Annotated in this window: 11 protein-coding genes; 9 read left to right on the top strand and 2 right to left on the bottom strand. The window is 61.4% G+C overall.

The window, feature by feature from the left end:
* The first annotated feature begins 7 nt into the window (after positions 1-7).
* The 3 genes from AC1RRC_RS11635 to AC1RRC_RS11625 all read left to right on the top strand — a co-directional run bounded on the left by AC1RRC_RS11635 (position 8) and on the right by AC1RRC_RS11625 (position 3433).
* Positions 8-625: a TetR/AcrR family transcriptional regulator gene (locus AC1RRC_RS11635; RefSeq protein WP_493055631.1), complete on the top strand. Its 618-nt coding sequence runs from the start codon at positions 8-10 to the stop codon at positions 623-625.
* Positions 626-812: 187 nt separating this feature from the next.
* Positions 813-1505 (top strand): 2-hydroxychromene-2-carboxylate isomerase, encoded by a 693-nt coding sequence (locus tag AC1RRC_RS11630; RefSeq protein ID WP_493055630.1) that lies wholly within the window; start codon positions 813-815, stop codon positions 1503-1505.
* A gap of 122 nt (positions 1506-1627) precedes the next feature.
* Positions 1628-3433 (top strand): DUF885 domain-containing protein, encoded by a 1806-nt coding sequence (locus AC1RRC_RS11625; protein ID WP_493055629.1) that lies wholly within the window; start codon positions 1628-1630, stop codon positions 3431-3433.
* A gap of 163 nt (positions 3434-3596) precedes the next feature.
* Here the strand turns inward: AC1RRC_RS11625 and uvrA are convergent, their stop codons facing one another.
* Complete coding sequence (gene uvrA, locus AC1RRC_RS11620; protein WP_493055628.1) at positions 3597-6470, bottom strand: excinuclease ABC subunit UvrA; 2874 nt, start codon at positions 6468-6470, stop codon at positions 3597-3599.
* Between the two features lie 258 nt (positions 6471-6728).
* On the opposite strand from uvrA, the gene ssb reads away from it, so the two are divergent.
* The 3 genes from ssb to AC1RRC_RS11605 all read left to right on the top strand — a co-directional run bounded on the left by ssb (position 6729) and on the right by AC1RRC_RS11605 (position 9134).
* A complete protein-coding gene (gene ssb, locus AC1RRC_RS11615; RefSeq protein WP_493055627.1) occupies positions 6729-7229 on the top strand; it encodes a single-stranded DNA-binding protein in 501 nt (166 codons plus the stop codon).
* A gap of 223 nt (positions 7230-7452) precedes the next feature.
* Positions 7453-7782: a helix-turn-helix transcriptional regulator gene (locus tag AC1RRC_RS11610; RefSeq protein WP_493055626.1), complete on the top strand. Its 330-nt coding sequence runs from the start codon at positions 7453-7455 to the stop codon at positions 7780-7782.
* 2 nt (positions 7783-7784) lie between these two features.
* Positions 7785-9134 (top strand): type II toxin-antitoxin system HipA family toxin, encoded by a 1350-nt coding sequence (locus AC1RRC_RS11605; RefSeq protein ID WP_493055625.1) that lies wholly within the window; start codon positions 7785-7787, stop codon positions 9132-9134.
* Positions 9135-9158: 24 nt separating this feature from the next.
* Here the strand turns inward: AC1RRC_RS11605 and AC1RRC_RS11600 are convergent, their stop codons facing one another.
* Complete coding sequence (locus AC1RRC_RS11600; protein ID WP_493055624.1) at positions 9159-9917, bottom strand: substrate-binding periplasmic protein; 759 nt, start codon at positions 9915-9917, stop codon at positions 9159-9161.
* Positions 9918-10063: 146 nt separating this feature from the next.
* On the opposite strand from AC1RRC_RS11600, the gene AC1RRC_RS11595 reads away from it, so the two are divergent.
* From AC1RRC_RS11595 to AC1RRC_RS11585, 3 genes are all read left to right on the top strand, one after another.
* The gene (locus AC1RRC_RS11595; protein WP_493055623.1) at positions 10064-10633 is read left to right on the top strand and encodes a substrate-binding periplasmic protein; all 570 of its coding nucleotides are present in this window, start codon (positions 10064-10066) and stop codon (positions 10631-10633) included.
* A 24-nt stretch (positions 10634-10657) separates the two neighbouring features.
* Complete coding sequence (locus tag AC1RRC_RS11590; protein WP_493055622.1) at positions 10658-10819, top strand: hypothetical protein; 162 nt, start codon at positions 10658-10660, stop codon at positions 10817-10819.
* Between the two features lie 458 nt (positions 10820-11277).
* On the top strand, positions 11278-17691 hold the full coding sequence (locus tag AC1RRC_RS11585) for an SPM autocatalytic domain-containing protein (RefSeq protein ID WP_493055621.1): 6414 nt from the start codon (positions 11278-11280) through the stop codon (positions 17689-17691).
* Positions 17692-17802: the final 111 nt, after the last annotated feature.

Genomic DNA, 17802 nt, shown 5'->3' with positions numbered 1-17802 from the left:
GGTTGGCATGGATACCCCGACCACAAAAAGCGAAGCCACCTACGCCGCCATCGTGCAGGCCGCCTATGACATGGCGGCCGCCGAAGGCATCGGCAAGGTGTCGCTGGGCGAGATTTCCAAGCGGCTGGGGATCAGCAAGAGCGGGGTGTTTTCCCGCGTCGGGTCGCTCGAAGCGCTGCAGGAAGCCGTGCTGGACGAATATGACCGCCGTTTCGCGCAAGACATCTTCCTGCCGTCGCTGAAATTGGCGCAGGGCTTGCCGCGCCTGACCGTGCAAATCCAGGCCTGGATCCGGCGCTGCTGCGAAACCGGGCCGCGTACCGGCTGCCTGTATACGGCGGGCGCGTTTGAATTCGATGATTTGCCGGGGCCGCTGCGCGACCGCATCGAGCAGGGCGTGCTGCGCTGGCGCGCTTCGCTGCGCAAAACCGTGCTGCAGGCGGTGGAGGTGGGCCATTTGCGCCCGGACACCGACCCGGAACAGCTGGTGTTCGAGATTTACTGCCTGATTGTGGGCTTGCTGCACGACGCCCGATTCATGCGCGATCCATCCACCTTGAAGCGCATTTCCGTGGCGTATGGCCGCCTGATTTCAACCTATAAAAGTTTTACGTACCAGGATTGAACGGTGCCGCGCCCGTTGTGCGGCTTTTTTTAAACCAATTTCGCACGGGTGTGCGAATCAAGGAGCACATCATGACCAAGGTCTTGTTTGTTACCGTTGTCGCCTTTTTCCTGCTGATCAACCCGCGCTTTGCCGAAGCCCTGCGGGCGCTGCCGGAGTCCAACGACGATTTCGGCGCGGTGTAAGCATGGAACCGATTGATTTCTACTTTGATTTCGCGTCGTCCTACGGCTACTTTGCCGCCACCTGCATCGATGAACTGGCGGCGCGCCACGGCCGGACGGTGCGCTGGCATCCGGTGATGCTGGCCTCGATGCTGCAAGCCACCGGCACCACACCGCTGCCGCTGGTGCCCGTCAAAGGCGACTATGTGCGGCACGATATCCGCCGCACGGCGCGCCAGCACGGTATCCCGTACCGCCAGCCGGACGTGTTCCCGGAATTGCTGGTGGCGCCGGGCCGCGCCATGCTGTGGATCCGGCTGCAGTATGGCGATGAACTGGCGGTGCGCTTTGCCAAGCGCTGTTTCCAGGCGTACTTCTCGGAGCGGACCCAACTGTCCGACCCCGCCACCGTGTGCCGGCTGGCGGCGGAACTGGGCGTGGTTGAAGAAGCGCTGGCCGCCGCGCTGGTGTCAAGCGAGGTGAAGGCGCTGTTTAAACAGGAAACGCAGCAGGCGCTGGCGCTGGGCGTCTTCGGTTCGCCGTTCGTGATGGTCGACGGCGAACCATTCTGGGGCTTTGACCGTTTCGGCCAGTTGGAAGCGTGGCTGGCCGGACGCGGTGCATCGTGGCGCTACTGGGCGCGCAAGGCGCGCGGGCCGGTGGGCGCCAAGTGGAAAGGTTCCCGGACGGGGATTGCCGTCAATATGGTCGGTTGATGCCGCTCATCACGGTGATTGGCAGTTCATGCCGTTGTTTTAACATTTCAGCACATTGCGCGGGCGGCAAGGCATGTGGAATCGTACAGTGTAGCCTCCATCATCTTTGACTCGAGGCTTGCATGACAACAACGATAACCCGCCGCCTTGGCGCCGCCAGCGCGCTGCTGTTTTCCCTGATGCTGGGCGCGGTCCACGCCGAGACCGTGGCCCCCGACCTGGAGGGCCGCCGCGCCGCGCTCAATACGCTGATCAAGGAACAGTGGGAACACACCATGCGCAACAGCCCGGAGTGGGCGTCCCTGCTGGGCGACAAGCGCTACAACGACCGCTGGGCGGACTTTTCGCAGGCGGGTATCGATGCCGACAACCAGGCCGCGGTGGATTTTCTCAAGCGCTTTGAAGCCATCGACACCAGCGGTTTCCCGCTGCAGGAAAAGCTCAACCGCGACCTGATGGTGCGCGAGTTGCGCAAGAATGTGGACGGTGTGCGCTTCCGCGACTGGGAAATGCCGCTGGCGCAAAATTCCGGCGTGCACCTCGATATCCCGATGGTGGTGTCGGCGCTGCCGTTTGAGACCGTCAAGGATTACGAAGATTACGTGGCCCGCCTGCGCAAGTTGCCCAAGCTGTTCGCGGAAACCCGTGTGCAGATGGAAAAGGGTGTCAAGGATGGCTTGATGCCGCCGAAATTCCTGATCCCGAAAATCGCCAAGCAGTGTGAAGACGTGGCCGCCATGAAGCCGGCAGCCTCGCCGTTCGCGGCGCCGCTGGCGAAATTCCCGGCGGATTTCTCCGCCGCCGACAAGGCGCGCCTGACCAAGGAAATCCTGGCGGCGGTGCAAAAAGACGTGGCGCCGGCCTATAAGCAGCTGGGCGTCTATGTGAAAACCAAATACCTGCCGCACGGCCGCAAGGATGTCGGCATGTGGTCGCTGCCCGATGGCGCGGCGCGCTACAGTTTTAAGGCCAAGCATTCCACCACCACCGACATGTCGCCGGAAGATATCCATCAACTGGGCCTGTCCGAAGTGGCGCGCATCGAAGCGCAAATGCTGCAGGTGGCGCAAAAGCTCGGTTTCAAGGATTTGAAGTCATTCAACAAGGCGATGGAAGCCAACGCGGCGCTGCACCCGAAATCGCGCCAGGAAATCGTCGACCTGTACCAGAAATATACCGACCAGATGTATACCCAGTTGCCGCAGCAATTCGGCATCTTGCCGAAGGCTAAGGTCGAAATCAAACAGGTCGAGGAATTCCGCGAGAAGGGCGCCTCGGCCGCCGCTTACTTGCCGGGTTCGCCGGATGGCAAGCGTGCGGGCCGCGTGATGGTCAACACCGGCGACTTCGCCAAGCGTTCCACGGTCGGCATTGAAACCACGGCGCTGCACGAAGGCGTGCCGGGCCACCACATGCAATTGTCGATCGCGCAGGAAATCGAATCGCTGCCGATGTTCCGCCAGCAGGGCAATTACACGGCCTATGCGGAAGGCTGGGCGCTGTATTCGGAGCGCCTGGGCCAGGAATTGGGCTTCTTCAAGGATCCGTACAGCTATTACGGCCATTTGCAGGATGAAATGCTGCGCGCGATCCGCCTGGTGGTGGATACCGGCCTGCATTACAAGAAGTGGTCGCGCCAGCAAGTGGTGGACTTCTTCCACGACCATTCCGGCATCGAGGAAGTCGATGTGCAGAGTGAAACCGACCGCTACATCGTGTGGCCGGGCCAGGCGCTGGGCTACAAGATCGGCCAGCTGAAAATCCTGTCGCTGCGGGATTACGCGAAACAGGAACTGGGCAGCCGCTTCGACATCCGCAAGTTCCACGACCAGGTGCTGGGCGCGGGCGCCTTGCCGATGGATGTGCTGGAAGCCCAGATCAAGGGCTGGGTGGCGGCGGAGAAGGGCAACGCCACGGCGCAGCAGTAATCAGCGGCCCCGGAACGTCTGGTATGGCCCGGGTGTCACCGCGTAGGGCGGATTTTACAAATCCGCCATGCGTGCGCCGCGTTGACGCATGCATGGCGGCTTGGCGCTTGCGCCAAACCGCCCTACGGGGTCAGCAGCCCCGCTAGAACAGGCGGTGCGGCCCTTACGCTTTTTTCCTCTTCGGCGCCAGCGCCGGCAGCAGCGGCACCAGGTATTTGCCGGTCACGCTGTCCGGGTTGGCCGCCACGTCTTCCGGCGAACCGGTGGCGATGATCCGGCCGCCGCCCGCGCCGCCTTCCGGACCCAGGTCGACGATCCAGTCGGCGGTCTTGATGACATCGAGGTTGTGCTCGATGATGGCCAGGGTGTTGCCCTGGTCGCGCAGGCGGTGGATCACTTTCAGCAGCAAATCGATATCGTGGAAGTGCAGGCCGGTGGTCGGTTCATCGAGGATGTACAGGGTGCGGCCGGTATCGCGCTTGGACAGTTCCAGCGACAACTTCACGCGCTGCGCTTCGCCGCCCGACAGGGTGGTGGCGCTTTGCCCCAGCTTGATGTAACCCAGGCCGACGTCGAGCAGGGTTTGCAACTTGCGGGCAATCAGCGGCACCGGCTTGAAGAATTCGTGCGCATCTTCCACCGTCATGTCCAGCACTTCGGTGATGCTCTTGCCCTTGTAGTGCACTTCCAGGGTTTCGCGGTTGTAGCGCTTGCCGTGGCAAACGTCGCACGGCACGTACACGTCCGGCAGGAAGTGCATTTCCACCTTGATCACGCCATCGCCCTGGCACGCTTCGCAGCGGCCGCCCTTGACGTTGAACGAGAAACGGCCCGCGCTGTAACCGCGTTCCTTCGCCATCGGCACGGTCGAGAACAAATCGCGGATCGGCGTGAACAGGCCGGTATAGGTGGCGGGGTTCGAACGCGGCGTGCGGCCGATCGGGGCTTGGTCGACCGCGATGACTTTATCGAAATGTTCCAGGCCGCTGATCGATTCATGCGCCGACGGTTCCGTCTGCGAACCATACAGGTGGCGCGACAGCGCCGGGTACAAGGTATCGTTGATCAGCGATGATTTGCCGGAACCGGACACCCCGGTAATGCAGGTCATCAGGCCGACCGGTAATTGCAAGGTGACGTTTTTCAGGTTGTTGCCGGTCGCGCCGGTAATCACCAGCTGGCGCTCTTCATCGAAATCGTGGCGTTTTTTCGGCACTTCGATTTTCTTCGCGCCGGACAGGTATTGCGACGTCAGCGATTCCTTGTTTTTCAGGATGTCTTTCAGCGACCCCGAGGCAATCACGTCGCCGCCATGCACGCCCGCACCTTTACCCATGTCGACAATATAGTCGGCGGTGCGGATCGCGTCTTCATCGTGTTCCACCACCAGCACGGAATTGCCGATGTCGCGCAAGTGTTTCAGGGTGTCGATCAGGCGGTCGTTGTCGCGCTGGTGCAGGCCGATCGACGGCTCGTCCAGCACGTACATCACGCCGGTCAGGCCGGAGCCGATTTGCGACGCCAGGCGGATGCGCTGCGCTTCGCCGCCGGACAGCGTGTCGGCGCTGCGGTCCAGCGACAGGTAGTCGAGACCGACATTGTTCAGGAATTTCAAACGCGAGACGATTTCCTTGATCACGCGGTCGGCGATTTCCTTCTTGGCGCCGGACAGTTCCAGCCCTTCGAAGTAGTCGAGGCAATCGCGCAGCGGCTTGTGGGCGATTTCATAAATCGCCCGCTCATGGTCGCCCACGCCGACCTTGACGAAGCGCGCTTCCACCCGCAGGCGCGCGCCGGCGCACGACGGGCATTCTTTTTCATTGATGAACTTGGCCAGTTCTTCCTTGACGGCCATCGAATCGGTTTCGCGGTAGCGGCGCGACAGGTTGTTCACCACCCCTTCGAACGTATGTTCCTTGACCACGGCGCGGCCGCGTTCATTGATGTACGTGAACGGGATCGCCTGCTTGCCGGAACCTTGCAGGATCACGTCGCGCGCGGTTTTCGGCAATTGCTCGAACGGCGTGTCGAGGTCGAATTCGAAGTAGGCGCCGAGCGCCGTCAGCATCTGGAAATAAAACTGGTTGCGGCGGTCCCAGCCTTTGATCGCGCCGGACGCCAGCGACAGGTTCGGGAATGCGACAATGCGCTTCGGATCGAAGAATTCAATATGCCCCAGGCCGTCGCACTCGGGGCAGGCGCCCATCGGGTTGTTGAACGAGAACAGGCGCGGTTCCAGTTCCTGCAGCGAATAGCCGCACACATTGCAGGCGAACTTGTTCGAATACACGTGCTCCTTGCCGGTATCCATTTCATACGCGACGGCGCGGCCATCGGCCAGGCGCAGCGCGGTTTCAAAGCTTTCGGCCAGGCGCTGCTTGATGTCGGCGTTGACCTTGACGCGGTCGATCACCACGTCGATGGTGTGCTTTTCGGTTTTTTTCAGCTTCGGCAAATCATCGGCGTCATAAATCTTCGCGTCATGGGTGCCGCTCTGGATGCGGAAGCGTACAAAGCCCTGCGCCTGCATCTGTTCGAACAAGTCGACGTGCTCACCCTTGCGGTTGGCCACCACCGGCGCCAGGATCATCAGCTTGGTGTCTTGCGGCATGGCGAGCACGGCGTCGACCATTTGCGACACCGATTGCGCGGCCAGCGCGTTTTCCGGGTGGTCCGGGCAATACGGGGTGCCGACGCGCGCATACAGCAAACGCAGGTAATCGTGGATTTCCGTCACGGTGCCGACCGTGGAGCGGGGATTGTGCGACGTGGCTTTTTGTTCAATCGAGATCGCCGGCGACAAGCCTTCGATCAGATCCACATCCGGCTTTTCCATCAGTTGCAGGAACTGGCGCGCATAGGCCGACAGCGATTCCACGTAGCGGCGCTGGCCTTCGGCATACAGCGTGTCGAACGCCAGCGACGATTTGCCGGAACCGGACAAGCCCGTGATGACAATCAGCTTGTTGCGGGGCAGGTCGAGGTTGATGTTTTTCAGGTTGTGCGTGCGAGCGCCGCGGACGCGGATGTATTCCATTGCTGTGCCTGGATGGTGAGGGTGGCCAAAGATCGAACCCGGTACTATATCCGGGTTTGCCCCGCGCCGCCGTGCTTCTGTTGATATGGAACAGGCGGTTACGCGACAAATACTGTATATAATACCAGTGTTTAGCCACGGATGCGCGTCACCCCAACAATTTCTCGGGGGCGGATGGCGTTGGCTTATAATCGCTGTCTACGTAAATTCCAGCCCGCCCGCTTGCCCCGGGCGGCCGCAGTTCAACAGGAGCTATTCATGGCATCAGTTAATAAAGTCATCATCGTCGGCAACCTGGGCCGTGATCCGGAAATCCGTTACATGCCAAGTGGTGACGCCATCGCCAACATCGCCGTGGCGACGTCTTACAAATCGAAAGACCGTAACACCGGCGAGCAAAAAGAGCAGACCGAGTGGCATCGCATTTCCTTCTTCGGCCGCCTGGCGGAAATCGTCGGCCAGTACCTGAAAAAAGGTTCGTCGGTGTACGTCGAAGGCCGCCTGCAAACCCGTAAGTACACGGACAAGGATGGCGTCGAGAAGTACGCGACCGACATCATCGCGGAAAACATGCAAATGCTGGGCGGCCGTGCCGGCGGCATGGGTGGCGGCGATGGGATGGATGACGGCGGCGGCTACGACGCCCCGGTGTCCCGTCCAGCCCCGCGTCCACAGCCACAGCAAGCCGCCCCGGCGCCACGTCCGGCCCCGCGCCCGGCGCCGAACTTCTCGGATATGGATGACGATATTCCGTTCTGAACTGGAACTAACTCTTCTGTCCCAACCCCTCTGTCACTCGTTGAGTGGCAGAGGGGTTTTTGCATTTGGGGCATCCAGGTGGAGCTTCGGCGAATGTGGAACAGGGCTAAGCCTGTTTTTTTGATTTACAGTCGCAAGGCTGTAATATTGAAATACAGGCTTTACCTTGTTTTTATGAAAAACAGGCTATACACTGTATCTATAACTTCGGACTGGATCTGCCATGCCCTTCCAACTTCAAACCGTTGACCAGTTGAAGCCTCTCATCCAAGGGTTTCGCAAGCGGGCAGGTCTCACCCAAGCTGCCATGGCTGAAAAGCTCGGAATAACCCAGCAGAGCTATGCGCAGATTGAGTCAAACCTGAATACCACCAGTGTGGAGCGTCTTTACACGATACTCCGGCTACTGGATGTTGAAATAAGCTTCTCATGGTCAGGGGACATGGCGCCTGAAAACACAGGAGCAAGACCACGATCATCGGCAGTCAAACCGGGCACCCTCCCCAAGGCTGCGCCACGGGCGATGACATCCACCGACAAGACCAAGTGGTAAAAATGGCAAAAGCACGCAACCGGGGAAGCTTGCATGTCTGGCTCAATGGCAGTCCAGTGGGAACATGGACCAGTGCCTCGAACAACTCAACTTTCCAGTACTTCGACGATTGGATAGACAATGAGCTCGGTCGGCCCCTTTCCCTGTCGCTGCCATTCAGGCCAGATAACGCCGCTTACTCGGGTGACGTCGTCACCAATTATTTCGACAATCTCCTGCCCGACAGCGAGCCCATTCGGCGTCGGCTGGCCCAGCGCTATCAAGTCGGAGGTACATCACCGTTCGAACTGCTGTCAGCGATTGGCCGCGATTGCGTTGGCGCTGCCCAGTTGCTGCCCGTCGACCAGGAACCTGACGACCTTTTTCAAATCAATGGTGAAGCCCTCGATGAAAGCGAGGTTGCAGAACTGTTGCGTTCGACCACCGCGCCAGTGGAAGGGCCGGCCCGCTCGAACTCCCACGCCGACCTGCGTCTTTCGATCGCTGGCGCACAAGAAAAAAATGCGCTGCTCTGGCGTGACAAGAAATGGATACTCCCGCACGGGAGTACACCAACCACGCACATACTGAAACTCCCCCTTGGCCAGGTCGGTGCGATGCAGGCGGATTTTCGTACATCCGTTGAGAACGAGTGGCTTTGCTCACAGATTATGGAGTTGTTCGGCTTGCCTGTCGCGCGAACAGCGATTGTGCAATTTGAAGACCAAAAAGTATTGGCTGTCGAGCGCTTCGACCGTAAAGATTCTGATGATGGCAAGTGGATCGTACGACTGCCGCAGGAAGACATGTGCCAGGCGACCGGCACCTCTCCTATCCAGAAGTATCAACAGGATGGCGGTCCAGGTATTGCACGAATCATGCAATTGCTCCTCGGCTCCGAAGTTGCGGATTTTGACCGGCGTAATTTTTTCAAGGCGCAAATCATTTTTTGGCTGCTGATTGCGACAGATGGGCACGCAAAGAACTTCAGTATTTCAATCCTGCCTGGTGGACGCTATAAAGCCACGCCGTTGTACGACGTACTGTCGGCCCACCCCATTATTGGCGCAGGCAGGAATCAAATCCAGCCGCGGGACGCCCGGCTTGCCATGGCGCTCAGGGGAAGCACGAATTACTATGAAGTGTATCGAATTCAGCGGCGGCATTGGTCTGCAATGGCGCGGCAAGTCAATCTGGGAATACGAGCAGCGGAAGAAATCATCGAAGAGCTATCTGAACAGACACAACAGGTCATCCAGAATGCCTATTCCAGAATTCCCGAAGGATTCCCCCACGACGTAGCGGATAGCATCCTGCAGGGCATACTCCGGCAACTAGGAATCCTGTTAGGACAGCGGCCATTGTCAGCCTAGGACTGAATCAGGTGGAAATGGCCGTCACTCCAGCCCATACCTGGCCAATATCTTCTTGCTGGTCCCATCGGCCGCCATCGCCTCCGCCGCCTGCTTGAACACCAGCGCATCCTCCGCCGTGAAATCCAGCGACCCCGCCAGCCACGCGGTGGTGGTGCGCACCGGCGCGCTGGTGTCGAAATCGGCTTCCACGCCACGGCTTTTCAGCGAGGCGCGGATGATGTTGCGCTCGCCGAACGAGGCGTCGGCCATGCCGCCCACCAGGAAACGGTGCACTTCATCGATGGATTTGGCTTCGACAAAGTGCTGGTAGCCCAGTTCGCGCAGCATCAGGATTTGCGCCGCGCCGCGCAGCATGGCGATGCGGGTGTGCTTCATGTGTTCCGGCCGGCGGATGTCGAAGCGTTTGCCGCGCGGGGCGACAAAGACATAGTGTTCGTCATACAGCGGGGCCAGCCAGCGGAATTGCGCTTCCCGTTCCGGCAGCCGGGTCAGCGGATAAATCGCCGTGGCCGGCAGGGTGGTGGCTAAAAACAGCGCGCGCTTCCATGGCACGAACGCCGTGTCCGGCGCCAGTCCCGCGCGCTTGCACAATTCCGCCACCAGTTCCCGCAGCGCGCCGGGGTGCTCCGGCTGGTTTTCCAGCACCAGCGGCGGCAAGTGGGTGGTAACGAGGCGCATGGCGGCCAATGGCGCCGCGCCGGCACGGGGCAGGGCCACGCCAAGGCCCGTACTGAGGGCCGCGCTCAGGGCGGCAAAGGTCAGGAATGGTCGGCGTTGCATGGTGTTGCGAGGGTAGCACTTTCCGCCAGCGGCCGCTTGTTCGGTGCAAGCGGCTGCATTACAGTCAGGGTGTTGCCATATATATAGTAATAGCAGCAATAACCGCGATAACAACGCCGCCCTGCGCGGGCCGGGGAGCAAACATTGTGGCACGCTTGTCCGTCTGGATTGCACTGATACTGGCACTGGCTGGCCCGCCCGCCCTGGCGGCCGACCTCACGGTGGGCTTTAACATTGACCGCCCGCCGTACGTGTACCTCGATGCCGCCGGCAACGTGGCCGGTATCGAAGTCGACGTGGCGCGCGCGGTGCTGGCGCGGCTGGGCTATGGCATGAAAAGTGAGCTGATGTCGAAATCGCGCATGCTGCCCGCGCTGAAAGGGCGGCAGGCCGACATCATCATATCGGTGCATGGCAGCGATGAACCGGGCGTGTACTACTCGGACGGGGTGGTGGACTACGTCAACATCGCCATCACCCGCAAGGCCGACCGCATCCGTCTGGCCAGCGATGCCGACCTCGACCAGTACCGCTTCGTGATCTGGCAGCGCGGCTGGGCCGACCTGGGGCCGGCGTTCGCCGCGCGCTACCGGCCCGATGACCAGGGCCGTTTCCGCGACAATTACTTCCAGAGCAGTACCCAGGACGCCCAGGCGCGCGTGTTCTGGGCGCGCCGGGTCGATGTCATCGTGGTGGACCGCTTTGTCTTCAACTAGTACCGGCGCTTGCTGGCCGGGGCCATGAAAACCGACGACGAGGTGGAATATCACGACATTTTCCCCAACACCACCGTGTTTGCCGCCGCCTTTGCCGACCGTGATCTGCGCGACCGCTTCAATGCGGCACTGAAAGCCATGCGCGCCGACGGCGGCTACCAAGAGATCGTCAACCGCTACCGCTAAACCACGAAGAGCGGCGGAAACAGCGCGCTGCTTGTCATCTTGCGGTGGTATTTCCTTCTTACAATGGCCGATGCGGATCTGGTCTGGTCGGTTTGTCACTTGCAAGTTTGCCTCGTTGCAGGCCCGAGACAATGGGAAAAAAGGTGCCCCAGGGAAAATATTGCCCCAGGCACTTACGTTATACTCGTATTTGCGCCCCGTAAACTTTAGCCGTTAAAAGTTTACTTAACGAAAGGCTGACGACGGTCGCTTTGTACTTGGCGCACCGTCGAACTAAGGGATAACCACCCCCCTTTTGTTTACTAAAGTAAACGGCTCTGTTGTCGTTAAGAATGAAAAGCGGAGTCTTCGGCGACTGGTTTTAGCAGTTGACCTTTTATACATCGATAGGGAATGGAGCGAGAAACTGCTCCAATTCGTGTCTACCCAGAATTCAGTAGTACCCCTAGGAGAATGAAATGAGCATCGTCACCAGCTTGACTACGTTGCAGATTGCTAATTTATCGACTTTGCAGATTGCCGGTCTGGCTACCGCCGATATCGCGGGTCTGAACACCGATCAGTTCGGTGCATTGACCACGGATCAAATGGGGGTCTTCACTACTGCGCAAATCCCGGCGTTCACGTCGAACCAGCTGGCCAATGCGCTGTCGACGGCCCAGGCGGCCTCGATGACGTCGACCCAGCTGAGCGCCATGACCAGCGCCCAGGCTGCCGCACTGAATTCTGATGCACTGGCCGCGTTTGAAACGTCGGACATCGTCGGCCTCAAGACCACCGCCATCGCCGCGCTGAAATCGTCGCAGCTGTCGGCCCTGACCACCGACCAGGTCGGCGCACTGGGCACCAACCAGGTGGCGGCACTGACCACCCTGCAACTGTCGACCGGCTTCGCCACCAACCAGATCGTGGCCCTGAGCTCGACCCAGGCTGCCGTGATGAGCTCGGCCCAAGTGGCCTCGCTGACGTCCGACTCCATCGCCGCGATGGAAACCGATGACTTCTCCGCCCTGAAAACGTCGGCCATCGGCGGCCTGAAAACGGTCCAGTTGTCGGCCCTGACGACCGACCAGATCGTTTCGCTGAATACCCAGCAAGTCTCCGCCCTGAACAGCGCCCAGACCGGTGCACTGGCCACCAACGTGCTGGCCGCCATCGAAACCAATGACCTGGCCGCGCTGAAGAGCAACGCCATCGTTGGCTTGAATTCCGACCAAGTCGCCAGCCTGACCACCGACCAGGTTGGCGCGCTGACCACCGGCCAGATCGCCGGCATGACCACCAACCAGCTGGCCAATGGCTTGCTGACCAACCAGGTCGCGGCACTGGCATCGAATCAACTGGGTGCGTTGTCCACCGCGCAATTCTCTTCGCTGTCGAGCGACGCGATTGCCGCGATTGAAACCGTCGACCTGGTGGGTCTGAAATCGTCCCAGATCGCCGCCCTGAAGACCGTGCAAGCTGCCGGCCTGACGACCGATCAGGTTGCCAACCTCGGCACCAACCAGATCGTGGCACTGAGCACCAATGTGCTGGCCAACGCACTGAACACCCTGCAAGTAGCATCCCTGATCAGCTCCCAGGCTGCCGTATTGAGCTCGGCCCAGGTGGCGGCGCTGACCTCCGACTCCATCGCCGCGATGGAAACGGATGACTTCTCGGTCTTGAAGACCAACGCCATTGCCGGCCTGAAAACCGCACAACTGTCGGCCCTGACCACCGACCAGGTGGTGTCGATGTCGACCCAGCAAGTTGCCGCCCTGGGCAGCGCGCAAATGGCCGGCTTCAGCACCACCGCGCTGGCCGCGATGGAAACCAACGACCTGGCCGCGCTGAAAACCAATGCGCTGACCGGCCTGACGTCCGACCAGGTGGCCGGCCTGACCACCGACCAGGTGGGCGCCCTGACCACCTCGCAAATGGCGGCGATGACCACCAACCAGCTGGCCAACGGCATGTCGACCCTGCAAATCCAGTCGCTGGCCTCGAACCAGCTGGGTGCGCTGTCGACCTTGCAATTCTCGTCGCTGTCGTCGGACGCGATTGCCGCGATTGAAACCACCGACATTTCCGGCCTGAAAACCGCCGTGATTGCCGCGATGAAAACGGTGCAGATCGCCGGCCTGACGACCGACCAGATCGCCAACCTGGGCACCAACCAGATCGTCGCACTGACCACCAATGCGCTGACCAACGGCTTCGCCACCAACCAGATCGCCGCCCTGTCGAGCACCCAGGCTGCCGTGATGAGCTCGCAGCAAATCGCGAACCTGACGTCCGACCAGCTGGCCGCGATGGAAACGGATGATTTCTCGGTCCTGAAAACCAACGCGATTGCCGGCCTGAAAACCGCGCAACTGTCGGCCCTGAACACCGACCACGTGGTGTCGATGTCGACCCAGCAAGTCGCCGCCCTGAGCAGCGCGCAAATGGCCGGCTTCAGCACCACCGCGCTGGCCGCGATGGAAACCAATGACGTCGCCGTTCTGAAAACCAATGCGATTGCCGGCCTGACCACCGACCAGGTTGCCGCCCTGACGACCGACCAGATCGGCGCCATGACGTCCGCGCAAGTGGCCGGCATGACCACCAACCAGCTGGCCAACGGCTTGTCCACCCTGCAAGTGCAGGCGCTGACGTCGACCCAGCTGGGCGCGCTGTCCACCCTGCAATTCTCGTCGCTGACCTCGGACGCCATCGCCGCGATTGAAACGTCGGAAATCATCGGCCTGAAAACCACGGTGATCGCCGCGATGAAGACGGTGCAGATCGCCGGCCTGACGACCGACCAGATCGCGAACCTGGGCACCAACCAGGTTGTCGCGCTGACCACCAACGCCCTGACCAATGGCTTCGCCACCAACCAGATCGTTGCGCTGACCAGCACCCAGGCTGCCGTCATGAGCTCGCAGCAAATTGCGAACCTGACGTCCGACCAGGTCGCCGCGATGGAAACGGATGACTTCTCGGTCTTGAAAACCAGCGCGATTGCCGGCCTGAAAACCGCGCAACTGTCGGCCCTGACCACCGACCACGTGGTGTCGATGTCGACCCAGCAAGTCGCCGCCCTGACCAGTGCCCAGATGGCTGGCTTCAGCACCACCGCGATTGCCGCGATTGAAACGCAAGACCTGGCCGCGCTGAAGACCAACGCGATTGCCGGCCTGACGACCGACCAGGTTGCCGCCATCACGACCGACCAGATCGGTAACATGACGTCGGCCCAGATTGCCGCGCTGAAGACCAACCAGATCGCCGACGGCCTGAACACCGCGCAAGTGGTGGCCATGACCTCGACCCAGCTGGCCGGCCTGTCCACGCTGCAGTTCGCTGCACTGACGTCGGACGCGATTGCCGCGATTGAAACGGCCGACATCATTGGCTTGAAGACCGCCGTGATCGCCGCGATGAAAACGGTGCAGGTGGCCGGCCTGACGACGGACCAGATCGCCAACCTGGGCACCAACCAGGTTGTCGCCCTGACCACCAACGCCCTGGCCAACGGCTTTGGCACCCACCAGATCGCCGCCCTGTCCAGCACCCAGGCTGCCGTCCTGACCTCGCAGCAAGTGTCGAACCTGACGTCCGACCAGATCGCCGCGATGGAAACGGATGACTTCTCGGTCTTGAAAACCAACGCGATTGCCGGCCTGAAAACCGCGCAACTGTCGGCCCTGAACACCGACCACGTGGTGTCGATGTCGACCCAGCAAGTCGCCGCCCTGACCAGCGCGCAAATGGCTGGCTTCAGCACCACCGCGATTGCCGCGATTGAAACGCAAGACCTGGCCGCGCTGAAAACCAACGCGATTGCCGGCCTGACGACCGACCAGGTTGCCGCCATCACGACCGACCAGATTGGTAACATGACGTCGGCCCAGATCGCCGCGCTGAAGACCAACCAGATCGCCGACGGTCTGACCACCGCGCAAGTGGTGGCCATGACCTCGACCCAGCTGGCTGGCTTCTCCACGCAGCAGTTCGCTGCACTGACGTCGGACGCGATTGCCGCGATTGAAACCACCGACATCATCGGCCTGAAAACCACCGTGATCGCCGCGATGAAAACGGTGCAAGTGGCCGGCCTGACGACGGACCAGATCGCCAACCTGGGCACCAACCAGGTTGTCGCGCTGACCACCAACGCCCTGGCCAACGGCTTCGGCACCCATCAGATCGCCGCCCTGTCCAGCACCCAGGCTGCCGTCCTGACCTCGCAGCAAGTGTCGAACCTGACGTCCGACCAGATCGCCGCGATGGAAACGGATGACTTCTCGGTCTTGAAAACCCACGCGATTGCCGGCCTGAAAACCGCGCAACTGTCGGCTCTGAACACCGACCACGTGGTGTCGATGTCGACCCAGCAAGTGGCCGCCCTGAGCAGCGCCCAGATGGCCGGCTTCAGCACCACCGCGATTGCCGCGATTGAAACGCAAGACCTGGCCGCACTGAAAACCAATGCGGTTGCCGGCCTGACGTCCGACCAGATCGCCGCCATCACGACCGACCAGATCGGCAACATGACGTCGGCCCAGATCGCCGCGATGACGACCAACCAGATCGCCAACGGCTTGAACACCGCGCAAGTGGTGGCCATGACGTCGACCCAGCTGGCCGGCCTGAATACGCTGCAGTTCAATGCACTGACGTCGGACGCGATTGCCGCGATTGAAACGGCGGACATCATCGGCCTGAAAACCACCGTGATTGCCGCACTGAAGACCGTGCAGGTGGCGGGCCTGACGACCGACCAGATCGGCGCGCTGGGTACCAACCAGGCGGTCGCCCTGTCCACCAACGCCCTGGCCAACGGCTTCAACACCGCCCAGATCGTTGCCTTGAACACGTCGCAGGCTGCCGTCTTGAGCTCGCAGCAAGTGGCGAACCTGACCTCCGACCAGGTCGCCGCGCTGGAAAGCGATGACCTGGCGGTACTGAAAACCTCGGCGATCGCCGGTATGAAGACGGCCCAGCTGTCGGCCCTGGATACCGCGCAAGTGGTGGCGCTGGCCACCAACCAGATGGCCGCGCTGTCGAGCGCCCAGATGGCTGGCTTCAGCACCACCGCGATTGCCGCGCTGGAAACCGACGACCTGGGCGCCCTGAAATCGTCCGCGGTGATCGGCCTGACTTCCGACCAGATCGCAGCGATCACGACCGACCAGATCAGCGCGCTGAAGACCAATCAGGTTGTGGCGCTGACCACCAACCAGCTGGCCAACGGCCTGTCGACCGCACAAGTGGCGGCCCTGGCATCGAACCAGCTGGCGGCACTGAGCACGCTGCAGTTCGCTTCGCTGACCTCCGACCAGGTTGGCGCGATTGATACCGACGACATCAGCCTGCTGAAGACCACCGTGATCGCCGCACTGAAGACCGTGCAGATCGCGGGCCTGACGACCGACCAGATCGGCGCGCTGGGTACCAACCAGGCGGTCGCCCTGTCCACCAACGCCTTGGCGAACGGCTTCAACACCGCCCAGATCGTTGCGCTGACCAGCACGCAGGCTGCGGTGCTGAGCTCGCAGCAAGTGGCGGCGCTGACCTCCGACTCGGTTGCCGCGATGGAAACCGACGACTTCTCGGCCCTGCGCACGGTAGCGATTGCCGGCCTGAAAACGGCCCAGCTGTCGGCCCTGACCACCGACCAGGTCGTGTCGATGACCACGCTCCAGGTTGCCGCACTGAGCAGCGCCCAGATGGCTGGCTTCAGCACCACCGCGCTGGCCGCGATGGAAACGACCGACCTGGCGGTACTGAAAACCGCGTCGATTGCCGGCCTGACCACCGACCACGTGGCCGCGCTGACCACCGACCAGCTGGTGGGTATGACGTCGCAACAGTTCGCCGGCTTGAACAGTGTCCAGATCAAGGCGCTGAACACGCTGCAGATTTCGCAGATCGAGACCCAGGACCTGGCGGCGCTGAAAACCGCGACGATCCGCGCGTTGACCACCGACCAGATTGTGGGCATCAGCACGCTGCAAATCTCGACCCTGGCCAGCGCGCAAGTGTGCGCCCTGACCTCGGATCAGATCCAGGCGATGAGCACGGATCAGATCGGCGCCTTCCACAGCCCGTTCTACACCCCGATCGTGCTGGACCTGGGCAACAACGGCATCGATACCCTGGCCTACAGCGCAGGCGTCGAGTTCGACATGCTGGCGACCGGCGCCAAGGCTGGCACCGGCTGGGTGGGTGGCGGCGACGGCTTGCTGGCCCTGGACCGCAACGGCAATGGTTCCATCGACGATGGTTCCGAACTGTTCGGCTCCGGCACCACGCTGGCCAATGGCCAGAAAGCCGGCAACGGTTACGAAGCCCTGGCTGAACTCGACAGCAACGGCGACGGCGCCATCACCAGCGCGGATGCCGCCTTCGGCGACCTGCGTGTGTGGGTCGATGGCAATGCCGATGGTGTCAGCGCCGCAAGCGAACTGAAATCGCTGGCGGACCTGAACATCAGCAAGCTGAACCTGAACGGCAAGTCCGATGTGTCGCTGAACAACGGCAATATCGTGGGGATGACGTCCACCTACGAAACCGCCGATGGCCAGACCCACGCGGCAGCCGACGTCTGGTTCGCCGGCAGCAACGTGACGCCGGGTGCAGCCGACCTGCGCGGCAATGTCAGCGGCCTGGTGCAGTCGATGTCGTCCTTCGGCAGCGCCGCACCGGTAGCCAGCGGTTCGCTGACCCTGGAAGCAGGCGGCAACGTCAACAGCAGCGTGGCGAACCTGGCGGCAGCGATCAGCCAGTTCGACGCGACCAAGCTGAACGGCGCGGCAGACCTGGCGGCAACCGACAGCGACCTGCGTCTGAAGGCACTGTCGAGCAGCGCCGGCCTGGGTGGCATCCTGGCAGCGAAGTAAGCGGGTAACGGGCGGGAGCGATCTCGCCCTGCACTAACAAACGGCAAGACTGCGGTCTTGCCGTTTTTTTTTATTAACCCAAGATGCCGGGCCTTCAGGCCGGGCATCCTC

The organism is Pseudoduganella sp. GW821-FHT12E03 (assembly GCF_058807115.1).
Note: the sequence above shows the minus strand (reverse complement) of the source record. Positions and strands in the feature narration are given on the sequence as shown.